The following is a 22,147-nucleotide window of genomic DNA, read 5'->3' on the forward strand; positions in this document are numbered from 1 at the left end:
TTGTCAGTTGAATGGGTATATTAGAACTGTGATGTATAGATAAAGGAGGATTGATATTATGAACAAAAAGATATTATCCCTGGTGCTGGCACTGGTAATGGTTCTTGGATCATTTGGATTTGTAAGCGCACAGACAGGGAACCAGAAGGTGGACTGGCTTATTGAGGAAGGACTTGTATTGGGGGATGCAGGAGGCTACAGGCTTAATGACCCAATCAGGAGATCTGAGGTTGCAGCCATGGTTGCAAGGGCACTTGATGCAGAGTCAGCATCGGAGTTGCTTAAGGGAATACCTTGCGCATTCTCAGATGTACCATTGAGCCATTGGGCAAACGGGTACATCAACTACTCTACAAGCATGCAGTATGTTAACGGTTATCCTGATGGAACCTTCGGACCTGACAGGAATATCTCCTATGCGGAGATCATAACAATTCTTGTAAGGACAACAGAAGCAGAGGTTAATACAACTGGATTTACCGGCGAACAGTGGGCAACTCCATACATTATCGAAGCTATTGAGCAGGGCATAACACAAGGAGTGACAGTTCCAGACAGCAACTACAATGCTGCTGCCACCAGGGAAAAGGTCTTTGAGATGGTGTACAATACCGTTATGAAGAGACTGATGGCCGAGAGAGAGGTCTACAAGGCTATAGTTGTGGAAAATGAAAGAGTCGGAAACCTGGATGAAAATGAAGTGGCTGTGGTAATTCTTGGTGAGGGAACAAATTCTCCTGAGGCAGAATTGAGATTTGAGAAGGATGATGAAGTGACACTTCTTCTGACAAGTGGCATGGATCCGGAAATGCTCCTTGGAAAGGTTGTCGATGTAACAATTGACAAGGATGACAACCTTGTTGGTGCTGTAGTTGATGGTAGCTATGATTACTACACCGGTCCATTTGCAGCCATGGACCTTGAGATTATGCTAAGTACCGGTGACTACTTTGATGTTATTGAGGAAGCCAGCTCATCTAGGTCTATTGAGCAGCTTTATGGTGTCTACCTGAACGAGGAGGCATACGATTATCTTGATTATGTTGAGGATAATGACAGCTCAGACGGAACCTTGGATGGCGCCTTTGTAGCTGAGTTTGCAAGGGTAACAGTCAAGGGAGATGTTGTTTTCTTCATTGAGGCATATATGTTTGAAGACATTGCACCTGTAATTGATGTTGAGGATGATGGGGAAGAGATAATGGTATGGACTGATTACCCATCAGCAGATGAAGATTCATATTTCCTGGATCATGTAGTTGGGTTTGAGGCTGGCGACTTCTTTGAAATGGAGCTGTCAGAGGTTAAAGCGGGAGATGTGGTTCATGTATACGATGGCTATGCCATTGTAAGGACAGATGGAGAGTTTACTGGTGAATACGAGAGAATCAGGGAGTCAAGTGATGTATTCTACGTGGAGATCGACGATGAGTTATTCCAGATAAGGGCTACTAACAACAAGAGACCTGTCTATACCATTAATGGGTCCAACTTCTTTACACTGATGGACATCAATGCAGCTGATGATCTGATATTTCTTGAGGATGATGAGGTTAGGTTCTTGCTGGATGTAAATGACTCTCTTCAGCTTATAAGTGGACAAATTGAAGTATCAGAAAAGATGATTCTTGTAAGTGACTCTGGAACAAGAGACCTGGATGTACTTCTTATGGATGGAAGCGAGGAAAGCTACAGAACGGACAACTTCTCAGTGCTGCTTAGACGAAACCCTTCCGGATCTGCTGGACTTGACGATTTTACAAGAGGATCAGTGGGATACCTCATTTATGATGGAAGCCTGATTGACAGGTTGGTAAGGATAGCTACACCAGAATATATTGAAGCAAACGCTGAGAATGTCCTGAAGGACTCAAGGGGTAGGCTTGAGATTGATCAGAGCAGAATGACAATTGCAACTGAATCCAAAATCTATGACTTCACCTCAAAAACAAACGTGTTTATTGTAAATACGGAGGCTGATGTTGCCACCAGAATTGACAATATATCAATAAGGGAACTTATGGATACAATAGACAGCGATAGTGAACTGAGGGCTCTTGTGATCACAAACAAGGACATTACAGATATGAACCTTGGAAATAAAATTTCTGTTGGAAGTTCAGACAGTACCGCCCACACAATAGTGTTCACTGACTTCGTGCTTGATGATGAATTTGTGGATGTTGAGATACTCCTGCTTGAGTACGCATTCAACCCTTCAAGGGACGATGAGATCACTGGAACGAACGCAGAAGGGGATTCAGTGGATTTTGATGTGGCTGATTTTGCAGTTCTTCCCTCAATGAGCACAGATGAGCTTGTTGAGCTTGTTCTTGAGGATGGGAAGGTAATTGCTGCAAATGTTCTTTTGGATTCTGACAGTGTGAGATTTGAGGTGACATCAATAAGCACAAGAAATGAGAGAATATCACTTGATGGCGAGGAGTTCTGGCTTGCACCTGATTACATGGTGTTTGGAGACTCTTCGGTAAGGTCCGGTGACACGGTTTCAGTTGTCTTCAACCCTGAGATTGATATTGAGGTTGAGATAATATTTGTAAGGTAGATGATATAGAGAAGGAGGTGGAGCTTTTGCTCCATCTTTTTTCTTGTTAAATGTTTAATTCTTGCAGTAGGGGTAGAATTATAGTGTAGGCCAATAAACTATGTATAAGGAGGAATGTTTTGATGTATTTCAACAAAAAGCTACTTAGCATTGCCCTTGCTTTGGTAATGGTTCTCAGTGCCTTTGTAATGCCCGCCGGGGCTTTTGCAGATGGGCATGAAGTCACCATAACCATTGTGGGAACAACCGACTTGCATGCAAATATCTACAACTATTCCTACGAGGATGGTGTGGATGTTGAGGACAGGGGAATGGCAAAGGTATACTCGGTCATTCAGGCAATCAGGGAGGAAAATCCAAACACATTGCTGGTGGACAACGGTGACACCGTTCAAGGTACAATCCTTTCAGACGACCTGTACAACACAAGATTGGACCTTGCACATCCGGTTATTGATGTGATGAACTTCATGGGGTATGACGCAATGGTTCTTGGAAACCACGAGTTCAACTTCGGACTTGACCTGGTTGACAAGATTGTTGATGAGGCAGAATTCCCAATACTTGGAGCAAATGTGAAATATTCCCACAGCGGTGATTACTTGACTGGTATTCCTTATGTAATCAAGGAGATTGCCGGAGTAAAGGTTGGAATCCTTGGAATTACAAATCCAAACATCCCAAGATGGGACGGACCAAAGGTAACGGAGCTGGAATTCATTTATCCTGCCGATTCAGTGGGAGAGCATATTGAAATGATGAAGGATGAGGGAGCAGACCTAATATTTGTAACCTCACACATAGGCTATGAGGAGGAGTATGAAGGCTCTGGGGATGGAGCGGAGATTTTCGTGGAAAAATATCCTGAGATAGCAGGAGTACTTACGGGACATGCACATGTCACTGAAAGCCAGAAGGTTGGAAACACACTTGTAGGAGCCGCAAGGGATGCAGGAAGACAGGTAGTGAGATTTGACTTTGACCTTGCTATGGAGGACGATGTATGGATTATTGATGACAGCAGAGTTCAGGTAATTGATGTTGCGGAGTATACAGCAAGTGAAGAGCTGAGGGAATATGCAGCTGAGTACCATCAGAACACACTAGATTTCCTTGTGGATGTAATAGGACAGGTAGAGGAGGATTTTGCACCTCCATCTGAAATTCCTGGAATTCCAGAGGCGCAGATAAGAGATACAGGTGTAATGGACCTGATTAATATCGCACAGCTTGAGGCCACAGGAGCGGATGTTGCAGGAGCAGCACTTTTCAGCCAGAATTCAAATCTGAGAATGGGGGATGTAACCTACGCCGACATATTTGAGATCTACAAGTATCCCAATACTCTTATCGGTATTGAGGTAACAGGGGCAGAATTGAAGGATTACATGGAGTGGTCAGCAAGCTACTACAACACCTATGCACCTGGTGACATCAACATAAGCTTCAACCCCAACATAAGGGGCTACAACTACGACATGTTCCAGGGAGTGGACTACAAGGTGGATATAACAAAGCCCGCTGGCGAGAGGATAGTTGACCTCATGTTTGAAGGTGAGCCTGTAATGCCAGAGGATACACTTAAGCTTGCCATAAACAACTACAGATACGGTGGCCTGAAGAGTATGGGAATCATCAGTGGAGAGCCATATTTTGAGTCTGATCCAAAATCACTTAGAAGCTATATTGCAGATTATATTGCTGAAAACACCCCTATTGCACCAGTGGTTGACAACAACTGGGAGGTTGTAGGTGCTGATCTTGATCATCCTCTAAGACCATATCTTATTGAAGAGATAAAGGCTGGAAATCTTGAGCTTCCTGTATCAGAGGATGGAAGAAGCTACAATGCCAAGGCGATAAATGCGGATGATATGATAATGCAGGGCTTGATTCCAGATGAGGTTCTAGCCGAGTATGGAATTGAAGTTGCCCCGATGGAGCCTGCACCTGAACCGGTTCCAGAGCCTACACCTGAACCACCAAAGGATGATATTGAGTATATAGTCAAGCCTGGGGACTGGCTGTCCAAGATTGGAATGGCTTATGGTGTTGACTGGAAGGTATTGGCTGAGTACAATGAACTTTCAAACCCAAATCTGATCTTCCCGGGACAGAAGATTATGATACCAAGAAACTAATAATTACAATAAAAGGAGGTTTCCCTCGAGGGAAACCTCCTATTGAGTGCTCCTAGTTAAAATCTTTTCTTCTTAAGAAACAATCCCAGTGCCATGAAAGCTGCTCCAAATCCTGCAAATACTGCTGGGTCGGAAGCTCCAGTTCTTGGAAGTGTTGCAAGTGGTGTTACTTCTTCCACAACCTCAACTTCTGGTTCTTCTTCAACAACTATTTCTGGTTCAGGTTCTGGGACAACTGTTGTTTCTGGCAATACCTCGGTAATTATTTCCTCTTCCTCTTCTTCAGGCTCTGGTCTAGGTCTAGGTGGTCTGTCATCATCCTCGTCATCCTGTGGTGGACGGAGTCTGTTGATAAATTCAACTTCCTCGGAGGAAGCATCTTCAACCTCCACCTCAAGATTATTGTTTGAGAAAAGTCTGAAGTCACTGTTGATTCTGACCTCCCTAACTCTGTAGAGACCATCCTCAAGATCATCAAAGGTAACGGTTCCATTGCCAAGGATTGATTTTTCTTCCTTTACCTCCCACTCTTCATCATCATTGAACATTTGAAGTTCGAAGTAGAATCTTGTGCTGCTGCTAATCCCGTTTCCAAATCTGTTCTGAACGACTTTGGTTACTTCGATTTCTCCTAGCTCAGGAGGTGGAGGAGTATCGTCCTCTCTTACATTTGTGAACATTACTTCATCCACATCCCCATTAGTTTCAAGAGTGGTTGTTTGTGGATTGTCAGTATCCTCATGAAGCATATATCCATCTGGAATATTTATTTCTGTAATCCTATATTCACCTAGTGGTAAATCTGTTAGTTTTTCAAATTCTCCACCTTTTAGGATAATAGGACTTTCATCGATTTCAACCCAATCAAATCCTTCATCATCATTTGCAACCTTTATTTCAATCTTGAATGTGAAATTGGTGTTGTCATCAGTTATTTCTTCGCCTTCCTCGTCAACCAATGCTTTGGATATCTCTATTTCTCCTAGTTCAGGAGGAGGTGGTGGTGCTTCTTCCAAAACATTTATCAACCAGATTACTTCCTGTCCAGTAGATTCAATTTCAATTGTTACTGTGTCCTTGTAGACCAAACCATCAAAATCATTTAAGACAGTATAGTTCTTGTTTCCTGATGTGGCAAAGATTGGATCTCCGTAAGTTTTACCTTCATGATCAATCTTTGTTTCTGAAAGTGTATAGGTTCCAAATGGAAGATCATCAAATACTACATGCTCACCATTTTCGTCTGGTTCGTTGATGGTTTTCTCTTCGTCATAATCATTTGGACCAGTCAGTCTTACTGTAAACTTACCGCCGTCAAGGGCTCCAACTATGCTTCCATTTTCCTTCATGATTCTCTTGTGAACAATAAGGCTTCCAAGTTCTTCATCTTCAGGAACCTTGCTGTTTTCAAAGCCAATCCTTACAAGTCCTTCTTCATCTTCTTCAACAGTTACGGTTACATCCTTTTCAGGAGTGTAGATTTCCTTCTGATCATTTGTAAGAAGCTCGACTACATCGTAGGTGCCTGGCTCAACATCCTCAAACAGTGCATATCCACTACTGTTAGTTGTGACAGGGCCATATTTTGTTTCATCATTTTGCTGTAATACAAACTTAAATCCTGCAAGGCTCTCTTCATCTTCCATGTCATCAATGGATTTCTCCACTCTCACATCAGCCTTCTCTGGTGGAGGAGGTGGGATAATCTCATCCAGTTCGAATGAATAATGGGATATTCCATAGGGTTCGTAGGGTTCATTTCCATTTTCATTCAAGGGTGCTGTAAGCCCAGATTCACTTGATCCCAAGTTTGTGTAAACTCTGTACATGGGGCCTCCTTTTATGGAAACCAGATCAAGTGACAGATTATTGGTCTCAAAGCTTAGCTCATCTCCAGATACCTTGAACTTAACCCAGTAGTCCGTAGGACCATCAACATTATTGCCATCCTCATCAAAATACCAAGTACTGGATTTGTTTGAATTTTCCTTGTAGGTGTAGCTGTCATTGCCCTCATAATCAATATACTCCGGCACAGCAAAGGATACATGCATGCTCAGTATCATCGAGAAAGCTATTAGAAACGTAAGCAGCTTGCTATACTTTCTCATCATTATTCTCACTCCTTTTCTTGTTTTTAGACTCTACGCTTGTGAGTCTATGTATCGCTTGTGCATGCAGTGGTGTTGCTTGAAATATTTATGTCTTCTTAATTCAACAGTTCATTTCCCATAGGCTTCATCTCCTTATAGTTATCCAAACAAAAAGCCGCTATGGATTAACATAGCAGCTGAACGGCCATACCCGATGTGGGCTGTAGACTTCAAGCTTTGCGCCCCTGACTTTCGACAGGTTTGCCTTTGTATGCTGTAGGCTTAATATTGATTTGGCAAATACATCCCAACACTTACAATTATTTCCTGATTGAATACGAAAAGCTGCCATGCTTTCACATAGCAGCTGAACTATCATAGCCAGATGGCTGTAGACTTCGAGCTTTGCGCCCCCTGCTTTCACAAGGTTTGCCTTTTTATGTTTCTCTCTTTACCTATTTATACCACCTATTTAAATGGCTAAACAAACATATTATTAAAACATATATTTAAAAAGGTTGGTAAAACGTTGTCATCAGGGGTATATAGTTATTGCGCATTAAAAAGATAAATTAAAGGAGGAGAGACAATGTTGAGAAACAAAAGAATCATCGGTATGGTAATGTCATTTGTACTGGTTCTTGGTCTGATGATAATGCCAGCCACGGCTTCATTCGCTGACGGACATGAGACCCTGACGATTGTCCATGTTAATGATGTACATGGAAGACTTGAAGAGAATGATTTTGACGGCACATTGGGTTATCCAAAGATGAAGACCTTCCTGGATGGATTGAAGGAAGAGAATCCAAACCTTCTGTTGCTTCATGCAGGAGACTCATTCCACGGTACGATCCCTGCCAACCTGACTGAGGGGGAGGCGGTTGTAGAGGTGATGAATGCCATGGAATTCGATGCAATGGTACCAGGTAACCATGATTTCAACTTTGGCTACGAAAGACTGCTTGAACTTAAGGCAATGGCCGAGTTCGACATTCTCGGGGCCAATGTGGTCAAGGAAGACGGAACCTCAGACTTTGACCCATACATGGTATATGAGATGGAGAATGGAATGAGAGTTGGAGTGTTCGGTATAGCCACCGAGGGGACCAAGACAAAGTCACATCCCAACAATACAATAGGAATAGAGTTCGCTGATGTTATCGAGACGGGAAATGCAGCTGTTGAGGCTCTTACCGAGATGGAGGTTGACCTTATAGTCGCACTTATACACCTTGGGATTGACGGATCGTCAGTTGACACAGCCTACACCCTGGCAGACAATGTTGAAGGCATAGACCTTATAGTGGATGGTCACAGCCATCATGTTACAGGCGAGGAGAGAAATGGTGCATATATTGTACAGGCTGGAAACTATTTGAGCCACATTGGAGTTGTAAAGGTATCCATGGTTGATGGAGTACCGGTATTCGAATCGACCCAACATCCGTATGAAGACCTTAAGGGGCTTGTGGCAGATGAGTATATAGCTGGATTGATTGAGGAAACCACTGCACCAATCGAGGAGATGCAGGAGGAGGTAGTAGGAAGCACTACTGTAGCCCTTGACGGTCTGAGAGACAATGTTAGATCAGGTGAAACAAACCTGGGTAATCTTATCACCGATGCCATGATAGTTGCATCAGGAGCGGATGTTGCCCTTACAAATGGTGGTGGAATCAGGGCAAGCATTGAAGCGGGAGATATTACCCTAGGTGATGTATTGACTGCATTCCCATTCACAAATGTATTAACAAACATTGAAGTGACCGGAGCAGAGCTTATGGCAGCTTTGGAGCATGGAGTCAAGGACTACCCTGCTACAGCTGGACACTTCCCACATGTAAGTGGAATGAGCTATATCTTTGATCCAAACCAGGAGGTGGGATCAAGAATAACCCAGCTTATGATAGGTGAAGAGCCTGTTGACATGGAAGCAACCTATACACTGGTAACAAATGACTTCCTTGCTGCAGGTGGAGACGGCTACACAATGTTCGAAGGCAAGGAAATCCTTGCATACTCAGGTCTTCTTTCAGAGGTTCTTGAAGCTTATCTAAGAGCTAATCCTGAGGTAAGCCCGGCAATAGAAGGCAGAATAGTTGCCCTTCCATTGGTTGAGACTCCCGAGCCAGCACCAGCTGACATAGCCTATACAGTTAAGTCAGGAGACTGGTTGTCCAAGATTGGTAGAGCATATGGAGTGGACTGGAGAGTTCTTGCAGAGTATAACAGCCTTGCAAATCCACATCTGATCTTCCCAGGCCAGATTATAATGATACCACAATAGAAAACAACCATAGTATATCTGAGGGGCGAGAGCCCCTCTAATTTTTTTGTCTTTTTTTGAATCTGCATAGGTACATTTTCCTCCCTTATGCAATGTAATAGGTAGAAGGGAGGTGAGACAATGGCGATAGAAGTTATGGCGGAAAAGAGAACCTTGAAGCTTGAGCTGGATGCCGGGATGGTAGACGGCAAACAGAGGATTTCTTCAAAATCCTACAGCAATGTCAAGCTGGATGCTACGGATGACAATATCCATGCATCTGGAGAGGCATTGGCAGGACTGCAGGAGCTTCCACTTATGAAGGTCAAGAAGGTGGAGGAATCTGTAATCACAAATGTTTAGTAAACGTAGGCTTTTCTAACAAGGGGGTGAAAGGATGGTAAAGACAAAGCTAGAAATGGACTTTCTGGATGATCAGAACAAGAATTACAGGATCAGCATCAATGAACCAAGAGCTGATATTACGGACATGGAGGTTTTTGCAGTAATGGATACACTTCTTGGTGCTGGGATTTTTCAGTCTAGAAACGGCGATTTGGTCGAAAAAGTGGGAGCAAGGGTTGTAACCACTACAGTTGATGAGATGACAGTTTAGAAATAGGGCCTCAGGGCCCTTTTTCCATATCCAGCAAGGGGGTGAAGAGGTGGAGGATATCTATTCCAGTGTTGCCAATCTTGGGTTTCCAATTGTTATCTCAGTCTATCTTCTGGTCAGGATAGAAGGGAAGCTGGACGAGCTCACAAAGAGCATCACTGAACTGGCTAATGTAATAGCAAAATAAACTAAAGAGTTGAAAGCTTGAATTTCAAGCTTTCAACTCTTTTGTGATAGTACCTCTTCCACAAAAACCTTGACCATTTTAGGATCAAGCTGTGTCCCTGCAGATTGGTTGAGTATCTGGATTGCTGAAGCCCTTTCCAATGGTTCCTTGTAGGGTCTTTCCCCTGTCAATGCTTCATAGGTGTCTGAAACCGCAATGATTCTTGACAGGAGTGGTATTTCCTCTCCCTTCAGACCTTCGGGATATCCTGTGCCATCCCATCGCTCATGATGATGGAGGACTATCTCCGCAAGATAAGCGTATTCGTCTGTGCTCTTTAAAATCTGATAACTGGCCTCAGGGTGCTGTTTGATAAGCTCAAATTCTGATTGATTCAAGGGCTCAGGTTTGTTTAAAAGTTCTGCAGGAAGGATTATCTTTCCAATATCGTGCAGTTCTCCCGCCTTTTGAACATCATCAGCTATCCTTCCACCATAGCCCATTGCAAGGGCTAGCTGTCTGCTGTAATCTGAGACCTTTCTCGTGTGATACATTTCCAAACCGTATTTCTTATTAATATTGTCCAATATGAGCTCAATGGTCTTTCTTCTAAAGGACTTTCCATCCTTGAGCTTGTTCCGGTACATCATAGAATCCGCTTCCTTCATAACTTCTTGTATATCCTTATCTGGATGATTTTTGATTGAGTACCCAATAGCCACTGAAACAAGTACTGAGTCAAGATCAGCTTCAGTGGCTGTTTTCTCGATTCTCTTCTTTATTTTTTCTGCATCAGAGCGATCGGTTTTTGGTAGCAAAATGATAAATTCATCTCCTCCGGTCCTTCCAATTATATCATCCTCACGACAGACCTTCTTTATAGCTTCCGATACAGACACTAGAACCTGGTCGCCAGTGTGATGCCCAAACGCATCATTTGTAAGCTTGAGGCCATTAACATCCAGCGTCATTATTGTAAAGGGATAGTTTCTTTTGGTATCCAGTCTCTTGACTGAGTCTTCAATATAGCGCCTGTTGTAAAGCCCTGTCAGGTGATCATGGAAACTAAGGAAACTAATCCTCTTTGATTCTTCTTTGCTTTGGGATATGTCCCTGGCAAATCCAACAACAAGGGAATGGTCGCTGTCAAAAAGAGAGGAAACTATCTCAATGTCATAGGTGGCGCCATCCTTTTTCCTATGTACTGTTTCAAATCTGTCCTTTCCTTCTGTAAGGATCCTATTAATTCGCTTCTCTATAGCTGTTCTGTTCTCGGTAATTTCAAGATCTTCAATATTCATTTTCAAAAGCTCTTCTCTTGAATAACCACTCATTTCACAGAATGCAGAATTAAAATCATAGAAATTACCATCCTTGTCCACCACCCAAAAGGCATCAAGAGAAGTTTCCAGGATGGCTCTTAGATATCTCTTGCTCTCGCTTAGTTCAAGCTCAACATTGTGACGTTTTGTTATGTCACGGATTATTGCCACGATTCCTACTATATTATGATTATCATCAAAATACGGCGATTTGATGATTTCAAGCTTAACCCTTTCTCCAGACGATTTCCTGCCCCAGATTTCATATCTTTGAGACTGGAGGGTTTGGAGTATCTGTCTATCCTCATCTACAAACCTTGCAGCTATTTCAGGTCTATGCAAATCATATTCCCTAAGTCCCATAATTTCATCAATGGATTTTCCAAGGTGATCTGCATATGCCTGGTTGCAGTGTATGTATACTCCATCCCTATTTTTAAAGAATATCATATCCTCTGTTGAATTGAGTATTGCATGGAACATAGAGGACTGTCCGAAAAGGGTGTCCTTGCTATACCCATTTGGATGATCTTTTGGTGTAATGGTTTTATATTCATTCGGATTCATTTGATTTCCTCCCCAGAGTACAATTTAAAGTTGTGATTGGAAAAAATAAATGTGTTATTACCATTATACTGTTAATTCCTCGGGGATTCACTATATTTTTACAAAAATGTCAAATGGTTGTCATGAATTTTGTAAAACTAAAAATGACGCCAACCAGTGTTAATGGTTGACGTCTCTTTGAAACATTATAAGGATTGGAGCACCTATAGGGTGTCTCTAGTTTGAATTGGTGATGATGGCAATACAAGGTTTCCTGAAAGGTCCCTTATATATGACGGTGAGTCAATGATCCTAACTGCATATTCCGACTGGATAGATTTGTTCTTGATTGCTATTACAATGGTGTCAGGGTAGCTTGACAAGAGGGAGGTGGAATACTCATCCTCACTGAGGATTCTGTTGTCAGCAAGTCTGATCACTTCAAGATCCCTTCTGTAAAGGCTCGCTCCGTCATCCTCAAGGTCCTCGCTGAATTCAATTTCCAGGCTGCCGTTTCTGATATCAACCCTGTTGCTTACTAGCATTGGCGACACTTCGTCATGAACATTGAAGCCTCCGTAGGCAACTCCTGTATCAATCGACGTTCGGATTTCGTTTCTTCTTACTATGGAAGCATCTCCATCCTCAATCCAGGTTACCGATTCCCCCAGGATTATTGTAACTACATTTGTTCCATCGGCTATGACCCTTGAGATGGAAATACCGTTGAAATCAAAGTCCTCAACATCCGCTTGGATGATAGGCATGTTGAATTTCACCTTCACAACCTCCGGCTCAGATAGAATAGCCTGTTTTCCTGGTATTGAACTGTAGTAATCCACAACCCTAGCCTCACCTGTCGAGCTTTCGTCAAATTCCAGGCTTAAAAGAAGGGGGTTTGTAAGGTTTCCTGCCTTGCTTCTTAGTCCCACAACCTCAAGCTTGGTGAGATTGTTCTTCATTCCTACCATGGTCTCCTTACCGGAGATGGTATCAGGAAGTGTTAGGGTTAGTGTCTTTCCTGTATCATTAAGGTATATGTTTGTTCCTGATGAAAGCGGAAGCTCCGATCCGTCAAAGGTCATCACATAGTTTGAGATGTAGCTTACACTTTGTCTATCCATTTCCTTGTCAAATTCCATTACGATTACATTGCCGTATCCTGTGTAATTTAGAAGTCTTGGTCTCTCAAGGTCTTTCATCTGAAGAGTGGTCCTGTAGTCCTTGATTGTGGTTCCTGACAGGTCCTTAACCCCTGTTATGTCAAGTCTTAGGTCTCCCGCAGGAAGTGTTGTATACAGCTCAAGGACATATTCCCTTCCGGAGCCTGTCACCTGTCTTATGAAGATATTCTTTCCTGCAGAATCCCTCAGGCTGTAGTAGGAGGTATCATCCGCCACCACATTCTTGTTGAAGGTGACCCTTATTGTCCTGCCATCCTCTGAGACAATGGCACTTAATACCTGCGGATCAACTGTTTCATCCTTTGGAGTAACTCTGAACTCCTTGATTTCCATCCTGTTTCCCCAGTAGTCTGAGAAAGTGTTGACATAAAGTGAAATTTCCTTAGTTGGTAGGGGCTGCTTCTCAAACAGTCCGATCACCCTATTTCCATCTATCAATATCTCATCAGCATAGTTGATACTGGTCCCTTCCCTTTGGAAGATATTGCTTCCCATCATTGTACCTGTTGGGTCGATGTTTTCTGAGAAAATAATCGTCACCCTTTCTGTGGTCACATTAATGCTGTCAACCTCAGGAGGAACTGTGTCCCTGTCAACCTTGAACTGTCTGTAATCTACATTCATTCTCTTACCTGAATAGTCCTCAAGTCCGGAAGTCTCAATTGAATATGTTCCTGAAGAGAGAACCGTACTTGCTGAGCTGTAGCTAAGTGTAATGTGGTTGTCCTTAAGCACCGGATTTCCAAGGGTGTTTGAGGTGTTGAAGCTGAAGTTGTTCATCGTTGGGATTGTTCTGATTGGCTCTGAGAAGTATATCCTTATTCCCTTGTAGCCAAGAACATCTATTCCGGTGACTTTGGGAGCTTCATTATCCAATGCTCCGAAGGCTTCATTCACATCCAGTGCTTCTCCTGATTCTGAAAGTATGTTTGAAGCTTTGATTGTATATTGGTTTCCGTCAGTCATGGTTCCGTTAAGTACCAGTACAATTGTCCTGTCGCTGTCTTCAAACCTTACCCTGTTGATTGTTCCCGCGCTGGTTGAATAGTTGTAGGTTGAACCTGCAAGTGTAGTGTCAACAGACTTGTTGAATTCCAGCTTTATTTCCTTAAGGTTGTCTGCGTAGGCATCTGTCAGATCGAATTTAACATTGGATATTCTGAATGATTTATATGATGTTGCCTTTGTTTCGGTGTAGTATCTGTATTCGTACTCTCCCAGTAGTAGACCGTCAACATCAAAGCTGAAGTCTCCGTCAAGGTCCAGTGGGATGTCAAAGTCCTGTGAGCTTCCCTGGGAGGTGGATTTTGGTCTTATGTTAAGTCTGAGTTCATCCACTTCATCGTCATGTACCCTTCCGCTGAATGTGACCTTGTTGTTTTTTATTACCATGGACTCCGTAATGTCGATAGGATTAAGTCCGAGCATAGCAGCAAGGGGAGTAGTTTTCCCCTTGACTTCTATTGCGAGTGCATTTACAATCATTGCAGCCACCTGTCCTCTATTGAGTGTGGCATCCTTTGAAAAGCTAAGTCCTTTCATAATTCCAAGATTTTCAGCTAGAGTAGGTACACCGTGCCAGTCCTTTGCTTCCTCGTTGTAGCCAAGGGCTCTTAGCAGGACTGTTTGGAATTCGTGGACAGTAACTCCTTTCTTGATGCCGAAAGTCCCATCATTGTATCCTGATATGAGATTTTGATTCTTGGCCCAAAGGATGTAGGGAATATAGAACTTATGCTCAGGTTTTAAATCGAAGAAAGTGTTGTGTGAACCTGAATAAATCTCAGCTTCATCTTCCTGTCCGTAAAGCCGTGAAATAAGTACCACCATCTGCTCCCTTGTAAGACCCTGCTCAAGCATTAGGTTTCCCTGAAGGTCACCCTGGAGTACTCCAAGATCCTTAAGGAATTCACCCTCCTTTTGGTAGGGGCTTGCTGCTGAAACTGGTGCTGCCAAACCCAGAAGCATTGTTAATGCAAGGGCTAAAGACAATATTCTTTTCATGGAATCAATCCTCCTTGTTCTTTATTCCTTATAAATGTATTATACATTAAATATGGGGCTAAAGATATTACAATTGGGTTAAACAGTAGGGAAAGGGAATGTCTGTACAATATGGTAACTATGATTGAAATTAATGATGAGCTGGAGGCAAAATAAAGCAAAAAAATTAGGAACAACCGAATGGGAATAGGTTCCAATTGTTATAATAGTATGTTACAATTGGGTTAAATTATATATTTTGGCAAACTTATTGAAAGGTAAGGACGCAAAGCTACGGGCCTAAAGGAAACTCCATGGCAGCCGGGCTGCTTGGTAAGTTCCTTTTAATTGTATCCTTTGAGATACAATTTTCTATATCTAAAGGAAGCACATAATTTAAGGAGGGGTTACATGTTAAAGAAATGGATGGTAATTGCACTTTCATTGGTTATGGTTTTAAGTATGATGCCAGTGGGTGCTTATGCCGAAACGACAACTTTTAGCGACATGCCAGATGATTGGTCAACAGCTGCACTTCAAAGCGCAGTGGACAACGGTTTACTTAATGGTGCCAATGGCAAGATTATGCCACAGGAGAACCTGACAAGGGCTCAGATGGCTGCTGTAATCAACAGAGCATTTGGAGCCGAGAAGGTAGCGGTATTGGCAGAATATGATGATGTTACTGCTTCTGACTGGTTCTTCTTGGATATGGCCAAGGCTGTTGCAATGGGAACTTTCCAGGGCAGTGGAAGCAAGCTTAATCCAAATGACCCAATAACAAGGGAACAGGCATTTGCTGTTATCGCAAGGGCATTGAACCTTGGAGAATCTGATGTTGCACCAGATGGATTTACAGACCTATCTGAGATATCTGGATGGGCGACTGGTGAGGTTTATGCTCTGGTAAACAATGGGTATATCCAGGGATCAAACGGTATGCTGAATCCACAGGGATATATTACAAGAGCAGAATTTGCTCAGGTTATGTACAATACAATCAAGGAATATATCAGTGAAGCAGGAGAGTATTCCATAGATGTTGAAGGAAACCTAATGAAAAATTCTCCTGGTGTTGTTTTGACCGACTCAACAGTAGTTGGGGATGTCATCATTGGAGATGGAGTTGGAGATGGAGCAGTAACACTTGATGGTGTAAATGTTGAAGGCAGGCTTCTTGTCAGAGGTGGAGGAGCTGAATCAGTAATAATAAAGGGAGGATCCACAATAGGAACCATAACTGTGGCGAAGGTAGATGGAGAGGTTAGGATATTCGCAGAGGATGGAAGTGACGTAGGCACTGTTCTTATAGATGGCAAGGATGATGTAATTATTGAAGGAACATTTGAGAATATAGTTGTGAATGCACCGGACATTACTGTTTGGGCCAGAGCGGCAACAATCTCATCTTCAGAGGTAATGGGCGAAGAATCAAAACTGGTTATCGACAAGGACTCAACTGTTGAAAAGGTGGTTCTGTCAGGAGCCAAATCAGCGGTTGAGGTCAATGGCGAGGTAGAGGAGATTGAAACAGCTGAATCCGCTGTAAATGCATTGATCACTGTTGAAAAGGATGGAAAGGTTGGCCTTGTAGTTGCAAACGGAGCAGGGACAGCTGTTGAAGGCGAAGGCTCAGTAGAAGCTGTGGAAGCCAATGCTGATGATGTAGTTGTGGTCACTGAAGGAACAGAGGTTACTGCTGCTGAAGGCGTTGAGGGAGTAATGGCAGGAGAAGAAGAGGTTGATGCAGGTGATACCGCCACAGTTGAAAAAGAAACCACAACATCAGGTGGTGGCGGTGGTGGTGGATCCTCATATGTTTCACCAAGACTTCTTGGAGCTACATTAAACGGAGATGAAGCATCTATCTCAGGGAATGACATCACTATTGAGTTTACCAATGAGGGAGAAAATGGAGAATACATTATCGTTGCTGAATTTGATAAGGAAGTTAAGATCAAATCCGTAACATCCTTGGACAATTCAAGTGTAAACATTCAGTTTATCAATGAAAACACCACAGATGTTCCAACTGGCTATTCAAGTACTTTGAATTACGAATTTACGCATACAATAACTGAGCAGCATTTCAATGTATTTGGAGATGTCTTTGAGGTAGTTGTAACTGACGGGTCAAGAGATTTGACATTCACAGTAACTGTAAATCATTAATTAGTAGTAAATACAAGCTATAGACCGGGCTTGCCCGGTTCTATAGCATTGAATTTTTAATCGTACTTAAGGAAGTGTATAATATGAAAACAAGAAGAGTTGCAACACTTGTTTTTGCAGACACAATGATAATAAGCTTTGCTTTCTTTTTATCCCTGTACACTAGATTTGACTCGATTTTCTATGATGGATACCTGGACTTCTATTTAAGCAGGGTGATACCGGTTACCCTGCTTAAGCTTGCAATTTTTTATTTATTTAATTTTTACAGAAGTCTTTGGGAATTTGCCAGTATAGATGAGTTGATTGAAATCTTTTTTGGAGTGTCAATCGCAAACCTAGCCACAATGATAGCTATTGCATTAACGGGAGACCAATTGCCTAACTCCATGTTCTTGAGCATAGGCATATTTGAGCTGATCCTAATTGGAGGAGTAAGGTTTGCCTATAGAAGCATACGAAGACTCAAGTCGGGCTTTTCCAGGAACAAGGGATTGAAGAGGGTAATGATAGTTGGTGCTGGTGCAGCTGGGGTCATGATACTTAAAGAGCTTCGAAACCACAAGGACTTTTCAATGGTTCCTGTGGCTTTTATTGATGATAATCCTGACAAGATTGGAAGCGTCATCAATGGTGTTAAGGTTATTGGAGGGAGATCCTCAATTCAGGAATCAGCAGAAAAGCTTAAGGTAGATGAAATCATAATTGCAGTACCATCGGCCAGCAACAAGGATAGAAAGGAAATTATCAACATTTGCAAGAATACAAGGGCTAAAACAAAAATACTCCCTGGGATGTACGAGCTCATTGGAGGCAAGGTCAGCATTTCCAATATTAGAGATGTGCAGATCGAAGACCTGCTGGGCAGGGAGGAGGTCAAGCTTGATCTTGAGGAGCTGACAGGCTTTGTCAATGGCAAGGTTGTCATGATAACAGGGGGCGGTGGATCCATTGGATCTGAGCTGGCAAGACAGGTCGTCAAGTATAAGCCCAGGAAGCTTATTCTTGTTGACGTATATGAAAACGCCCTGTACGACTTCCAACAGGAGCTAAAGAGAAGCACATTCGCCTTGGATTTTGAAGCGATTATACTCTCGGTAAGGGACAAGGTTGCCATTGACAAGGCCTTTGAGAAGATAAGGCCACAGATTGTCTTCCACGCAGCAGCGCACAAGCATGTGCCATTGATGGAAAGAAGTCCCGATGAAGCCATCAAGAACAATGTATTTGGCACCTTGAATGTTGTCAGGGCTTCAGACAAGTACAATGTTGAAAAGTTTGTTCTCGTTTCTACTGACAAGGCAGTAAATCCAACAAATGTGATGGGTGCATCCAAAAGGGTTGCAGAAAAGATTGTCAGAGCGTATAATGATGTAAGCAAAACGGACTTTGTGGCAGTTAGATTCGGGAACGTCCTTGGAAGCAATGGAAGCGTCATTCCACTTTTCAAGAGACAGATCGCGGATGGCGGTCCCGTAACCGTTACAGATACAAGAGTTATAAGATACTTTATGACAATCCCAGAAGCCTGTCAGTTGGTGCTTCAGGCAGGGGCCATGGCAAAGGGTGGAGAGATTTTTGTCCTTGATATGGGAGAACCTGTTAAGATTATTGACCTGGCTACGGACCTTATTAAGCTATCCGGCTATGAACCTCATAAGGACATACCTATCGATATTGTTGGGTTAAGGCCTGGAGAGAAGTTATACGAGGAGTTGTTGATAGAGAGTCCTGATATTGAGCAGACAAGGCATGAAAAGATCTATATTGAAGGAACTGAATGCTGCAAGTTTGATGAGATAATTGAAAGGGTTGACGGATTGAGAAAATATCTTGATCGGGATGATTCTGAAAGTCTTAAGGAATACCTGGCAGGATTTGTTGAGGGCTATATACCCTATAAGAAATGATTTGTAAGTCTTTAATTAGGAGGAAGTACCATTATGGAAGAAATAAGTTTACGGGAAATATATTATATACTTAAGAAGAGAATGGGAATGATAATAATACTGCTTATATTATCCCTTGCCATAAGTGCAGTAGTAAGCTTTTACGTACTTGACAAGCAGTATCAGGCCAACACCACATTGATGGTTGGAAGACCTAAGGATTATGTCACTGAAAACAAGCTGGAATATAATGAGCTTCTACTTAACCAAAGACTTGTTTCAACCTACGGAGAGCTTATAAAGACAAGGACTGTGGCAGACAGGGTTATTGAAAACATGGGACTTTCACTGACATACAATCAGTTGAGGGAAAAGCTTAATGTAAGCCTTGTCAAGGACACTGAAATAATAAGAATCTCAGTAATTGACACTGACCCTGTTTTGGCTGCAGAAATTGCCAATGAGACCTCAGAGGTATTCATGGAGACGGTGCAGGAAATCATGAAGGTTGAAAATATCCAGGTTATAGACACGGCCCAGGTTCCTACAGCGCCGATTCAGCCAAGGCCACTGATGAACATTGCAATAGCTGGTGTGCTTGCGGTTATGTTGGGGGTATTCATAGCATTTCTTATTGAGTTTCTGGATACAACGATCAAGACTCCCGAGGATGTTGAAAAGCACCTTGGACTGCCCGTTATTGGATCTATACCTATGGTGGAGGACTAAAAATGGCTAGAAAAAAAAGAACTGAAAGATTATTCTCCCTAGAGGATCCAAAGTCCATTGTTTCAGAGGCATTTAGGACCTTAAGGACAAATATACAGTATGCAAATATAGATAAGGACATAAAATCAATTACCGTAACATCCCCAAGCCAAAGGGAGGGTAAATCAACGGTTAGTGCTAACCTTGCATTCTCATTGGCGGAGTCTGGCAAGAAAACCTTGATTGTTGACTGCGACATGAGAAAGCCAAGGCTTCACAAGCTATTTGGAGTTACGAATCTCGACGGTCTTACCAGGTACCTTATGGGAGAAATTGAAGGAGAGGAAGGGTTTAAGAAGGTCAAGGGAGTAAGCAGCCTTGATGTATTGACCAGCGGTCCCATACCACCGAATCCTGCGGAGCTCCTTGGCTCCAATAGGATGAAGGAATTCCTTGAAAGCCTTGAGGAGTCCTATGACTATATTATCCTTGACAGTCCTCCCATCGGACTGGTCACTGACAGTGCAATAATTTCGACCATAAGCGATGGAACCATACTGGTACTTGAGGTGGGCCAAACTCAAACTGAGGTTGCAAATCATGCAACTGAGCTTTTAAATCAGGTAAACGCTAAAATACTGGGAGTTGTACTAAACAAGATTCCTGTCAAGGGGAACCAGTACTATAACTATAAATATTATCAGTACAATCAATATTATGGGGAAGAGCTTGATAGAAGGGACAGAAAGAAGAGGCGAAACAGATGATTGATTTACATTCCCACATTCTTCCTGAAATAGACGATGGTTCAAAGGATATGGAAATGTCCCTAAGTATGGCCAGACTATATGTGGAAAATGGCTTTGAAAGGGTAGTTGCCACATGCCATTATTTTGGGGAAGGAAAGGGCCCTCAAATTGAGGATCTGGAAATGGCGAAATCAGAGCTGGAAGACATGCTTGACAGGGAAGGAATAGACTTGAAAATTGAGCTTGGCAACGAGCTGTACCTATCACCTGACATTATGGAGAACATACAGTCTGGGAAGGCTCTGTCATTGGCAGGAAGCAGGTATATACTGATTGAGTTGCCAGCAAATGAAGTACCAGATTACACAGAAGACATTCTATATGAAATGCAGATAAAAGGTTATATTCCAATTATTGCCCATCCCGAAAGAAACAGTAAAATAATTAGAAATCCAAACATCCTTTATACCTTGGTGGAGAAGGGGTCAATGGCCCAGTTGAATCTTCACAGTATGACTGGAATGTACGGCAAGGATGTCATGAATACAGCAGCTGCGCTTTTGAAATATAATCTGATTCACTTTGTTGGAACAGATAGCCATTCTGACAGGAGAAGGTCACCGATTGTAAAGAATAGCCTGAAGTTACTTGAAACCAAGGTTGGAAAGGAAAGGTACTTTAGGATAGTGTATCAGAATCCTGAGCTGCTTATCCAAGACAAGGTTATCAATAAGATTAACCCTGAACCGGTTGTTAAACGAGGATTATTAAATGGTCTGATGAATGGACTTTTATCAATAGGCTAAATTTGGAGATATCTGAATTGGCCTTTTTTCTTTGCTAATTTTCCCAGATTTTGGGTATAGGTGTTCAAGGAGGGATGCTTATGGAAAATATACTAAACTCAATGGTAATACCATTTGTAAAAAACGTGGCATTGGCAATTGTAGTACTTTTGGTTGGACTTGCTGTAATCAGAAGGATTGGAGGTATGGTTGGCAAGCAGGTTGAAAAATCAAAGATGGATGACACACTTAAGCCCTTTATGATGTCTCTGGTTGAAGGGATACTTAAGGTTCTTCTGGTTATAAGTGTAATTGGAATTCTTGGAGTTGAGACATCGTCATTTGTAGCTGTACTTGCTGCTGCAGGCTTTGCTGTCGGCCTAGCCTTCCAGGGATCTCTGTCAAACTTTGCAGGAGGGGTTCTGCTCCTTATTGTAAGACCCATCAAGGTTGGTGACTATATTGAAGCCAATGGATTCAGTGGAACGGTTGAAGCCATCCACATACTTAACACAACATTGAAGACACCTGACAACAAGGTAATCTACATTCCAAATGGACAGCTTTCAAACACAAGCATTACAAACTATTCCATTAAGGATACAAGAAGGGTTGACTGGACCTTTGGGGTTGGCTATGAGCAGGACGGAGACAAGGTAAAGAGTGTACTTACGGATATCGTAAATTCACACCCACTTGTACTGAAGGATCCGGAAAGCTTTATCAGAATGAGCAATCACGGTGATAGCGCAGTTGATTTCACAGTAAGGGCATGGGTAAATGCAGCGGACTACTGGACCGTATACTTTGATATCATCGAGACGGTGAAGAAAAGATTCGACCAGGAAGAAATATCGATACCATATCCACAGATGGATATACATATGGAGAAGTAAACATAGGGCAGGGAAACCTGCTCTTTTGTTAACCGTTTTTTAATCCCTTTGTCACTCTTCTG

Annotated in this window: 15 protein-coding genes and 3 riboswitches; of the genes, 12 read left to right on the forward strand and 3 right to left on the reverse strand. The window is 42.4% G+C overall.

The annotated features are described in order from the left end of the window. Window positions 1-58 precede the first annotated feature (58 nt). Both ACKVDP_RS05040 and ACKVDP_RS05045 read left to right on the forward strand, forming a co-directional pair. Window positions 59-2,566: an S-layer homology domain-containing protein gene (locus ACKVDP_RS05040; RefSeq protein WP_409227719.1), complete on the forward strand. Its 2,508-nt coding sequence runs from the start codon at window positions 59-61 to the stop codon at window positions 2,564-2,566. Between the two features lie 122 nt (window positions 2,567-2,688). Then, window positions 2,689-4,707, forward strand: coding sequence for a 5'-nucleotidase C-terminal domain-containing protein (locus ACKVDP_RS05045; RefSeq protein WP_409227720.1), 2,019 nt, complete (start codon window positions 2,689-2,691; stop codon window positions 4,705-4,707). A gap of 56 nt (window positions 4,708-4,763) precedes the next feature. On the opposite strand, the gene ACKVDP_RS05050 is transcribed toward ACKVDP_RS05045, so the two are convergent. After that, on the reverse strand, window positions 4,764-6,821 hold the full coding sequence (locus ACKVDP_RS05050) for a SpaA isopeptide-forming pilin-related protein (RefSeq protein WP_409227721.1): 2,058 nt from the start codon (window positions 6,819-6,821) through the stop codon (window positions 4,764-4,766). A gap of 168 nt (window positions 6,822-6,989) precedes the next feature. After that, a riboswitch (cyclic di-GMP riboswitch) is annotated at window positions 6,990-7,076 on the reverse strand. 83 nt (window positions 7,077-7,159) lie between these two features. Continuing rightward, a riboswitch (cyclic di-GMP riboswitch) is annotated at window positions 7,160-7,244 on the reverse strand. Between the two features lie 145 nt (window positions 7,245-7,389). Between ACKVDP_RS05050 and ACKVDP_RS05055 the strand changes: the two genes are divergently transcribed. The 4 genes from ACKVDP_RS05055 (at window position 7,390) to ACKVDP_RS05070 (ending at window position 9,872) form a co-directional block, all read left to right on the forward strand. Beyond that, window positions 7,390-9,090 carry a 5'-nucleotidase C-terminal domain-containing protein gene (locus ACKVDP_RS05055; protein ID WP_409227722.1) on the forward strand — a complete coding sequence of 567 codons (1,701 nt, stop codon included), beginning with the start codon at window positions 7,390-7,392 and terminating at the stop codon, window positions 9,088-9,090. Between the two features lie 120 nt (window positions 9,091-9,210). Then, entirely contained in the window at window positions 9,211-9,432 is a 222-nt protein-coding gene (locus ACKVDP_RS05060; RefSeq protein ID WP_409227723.1) for a DUF1659 domain-containing protein, read from the forward strand. Between the two features lie 34 nt (window positions 9,433-9,466). After that, window positions 9,467-9,685, forward strand: a complete 219-nt coding sequence (locus ACKVDP_RS05065) for a DUF2922 domain-containing protein (protein ID WP_409227724.1) — start codon at window positions 9,467-9,469, stop codon at window positions 9,683-9,685. A gap of 49 nt (window positions 9,686-9,734) precedes the next feature. Then, entirely contained in the window at window positions 9,735-9,872 is a 138-nt protein-coding gene (locus ACKVDP_RS05070) for a YvrJ family protein (RefSeq protein WP_409227725.1), read from the forward strand. A gap of 32 nt (window positions 9,873-9,904) precedes the next feature. Here ACKVDP_RS05070 and ACKVDP_RS05075 read toward each other — a convergent pair whose 3' ends face one another. Both ACKVDP_RS05075 and ACKVDP_RS05080 read right to left on the reverse strand, forming a co-directional pair. Next, the gene (locus ACKVDP_RS05075) at window positions 9,905-11,740 is read right to left on the reverse strand and encodes a sensor domain-containing diguanylate cyclase/phosphohydrolase (RefSeq protein WP_409227726.1); all 1,836 of its coding nucleotides are present in this window, start codon (window positions 11,738-11,740) and stop codon (window positions 9,905-9,907) included. A gap of 203 nt (window positions 11,741-11,943) precedes the next feature. Beyond that, complete coding sequence (locus ACKVDP_RS05080; RefSeq protein WP_409227727.1) at window positions 11,944-14,907, reverse strand: S-layer homology domain-containing protein; 2,964 nt, start codon at window positions 14,905-14,907, stop codon at window positions 11,944-11,946. A gap of 230 nt (window positions 14,908-15,137) precedes the next feature. Further along, a riboswitch (cyclic di-GMP riboswitch) is annotated at window positions 15,138-15,220 on the forward strand. 77 nt (window positions 15,221-15,297) lie between these two features. Here ACKVDP_RS05080 and ACKVDP_RS05085 point away from each other — a divergent pair. From ACKVDP_RS05085 to ACKVDP_RS05110, 6 genes are all read left to right on the forward strand, one after another. Further along, the gene (locus ACKVDP_RS05085; protein WP_409227728.1) at window positions 15,298-17,058 is read left to right on the forward strand and encodes an S-layer homology domain-containing protein; all 1,761 of its coding nucleotides are present in this window, start codon (window positions 15,298-15,300) and stop codon (window positions 17,056-17,058) included. A gap of 83 nt (window positions 17,059-17,141) precedes the next feature. Further along, entirely contained in the window at window positions 17,142-18,968 is a 1,827-nt protein-coding gene (locus tag ACKVDP_RS05090; RefSeq protein ID WP_409227729.1) for a polysaccharide biosynthesis protein, read from the forward strand. 33 nt (window positions 18,969-19,001) lie between these two features. Beyond that, window positions 19,002-19,676 (forward strand): YveK family protein, encoded by a 675-nt coding sequence (locus tag ACKVDP_RS05095; RefSeq protein ID WP_409227730.1) that lies wholly within the window; start codon window positions 19,002-19,004, stop codon window positions 19,674-19,676. A 2-nt stretch (window positions 19,677-19,678) separates the two neighbouring features. Next, entirely contained in the window at window positions 19,679-20,422 is a 744-nt protein-coding gene (locus tag ACKVDP_RS05100) for a CpsD/CapB family tyrosine-protein kinase (protein ID WP_409227731.1), read from the forward strand. Continuing rightward, the gene (locus ACKVDP_RS05105; protein WP_409227732.1) at window positions 20,419-21,210 is read left to right on the forward strand and encodes a tyrosine-protein phosphatase; all 792 of its coding nucleotides are present in this window, start codon (window positions 20,419-20,421) and stop codon (window positions 21,208-21,210) included. The genes ACKVDP_RS05100 and ACKVDP_RS05105 overlap by 4 nt, the downstream gene beginning before the upstream one ends. An 80-nt stretch (window positions 21,211-21,290) precedes the next feature. Beyond that, window positions 21,291-22,085, forward strand: coding sequence for a mechanosensitive ion channel family protein (locus ACKVDP_RS05110; protein WP_409227733.1), 795 nt, complete (start codon window positions 21,291-21,293; stop codon window positions 22,083-22,085). Window positions 22,086-22,147 lie beyond the last annotated feature (62 nt).

Source organism: Gudongella ferriphila, from assembly GCF_046224405.1.
Classification (GTDB): Bacteria; Bacillota; Clostridia; order Tissierellales; family Tissierellaceae; genus Gudongella.

Bases quoted from the DNA above. Each gene is read 5' to 3' on its own strand.
- ACKVDP_RS05050 (WP_409227721.1), bottom strand. From the start codon at position 6,821: ATGATGAGAAAGTATAGCAAGCTGCTTACGTTTCTAATAGCTTTCTCG.
- ACKVDP_RS05040 (WP_409227719.1), top strand. From the start codon at position 59: ATGAACAAAAAGATATTATCCCTGGTGCTGGCACTGGTAATGGTTCTT.
- ACKVDP_RS05060 (WP_409227723.1), top strand. From the start codon at position 9,211: ATGGCGATAGAAGTTATGGCGGAAAAGAGAACCTTGAAGCTTGAGCTG.
- ACKVDP_RS05100 (WP_409227731.1), top strand. From the start codon at position 19,679: ATGGCTAGAAAAAAAAGAACTGAAAGATTATTCTCCCTAGAGGATCCA.
- ACKVDP_RS05055 (WP_409227722.1), top strand. From the start codon at position 7,390: ATGTTGAGAAACAAAAGAATCATCGGTATGGTAATGTCATTTGTACTG.
- ACKVDP_RS05095 (WP_409227730.1), top strand. From the start codon at position 19,002: ATGGAAGAAATAAGTTTACGGGAAATATATTATATACTTAAGAAGAGA.
- ACKVDP_RS05045 (WP_409227720.1), top strand. From the start codon at position 2,689: ATGTATTTCAACAAAAAGCTACTTAGCATTGCCCTTGCTTTGGTAATG.
- ACKVDP_RS05075 (WP_409227726.1), bottom strand. From the start codon at position 11,740: ATGAATCCGAATGAATATAAAACCATTACACCAAAAGATCATCCAAAT.
- ACKVDP_RS05090 (WP_409227729.1), top strand. From the start codon at position 17,142: ATGAAAACAAGAAGAGTTGCAACACTTGTTTTTGCAGACACAATGATA.
- ACKVDP_RS05105 (WP_409227732.1), top strand. From the start codon at position 20,419: ATGATTGATTTACATTCCCACATTCTTCCTGAAATAGACGATGGTTCA.
- ACKVDP_RS05080 (WP_409227727.1), bottom strand. From the start codon at position 14,907: ATGAAAAGAATATTGTCTTTAGCCCTTGCATTAACAATGCTTCTGGGT.
- ACKVDP_RS05110 (WP_409227733.1), top strand. From the start codon at position 21,291: ATGGAAAATATACTAAACTCAATGGTAATACCATTTGTAAAAAACGTG.
- ACKVDP_RS05085 (WP_409227728.1), top strand. From the start codon at position 15,298: ATGTTAAAGAAATGGATGGTAATTGCACTTTCATTGGTTATGGTTTTA.
- ACKVDP_RS05065 (WP_409227724.1), top strand. From the start codon at position 9,467: ATGGTAAAGACAAAGCTAGAAATGGACTTTCTGGATGATCAGAACAAG.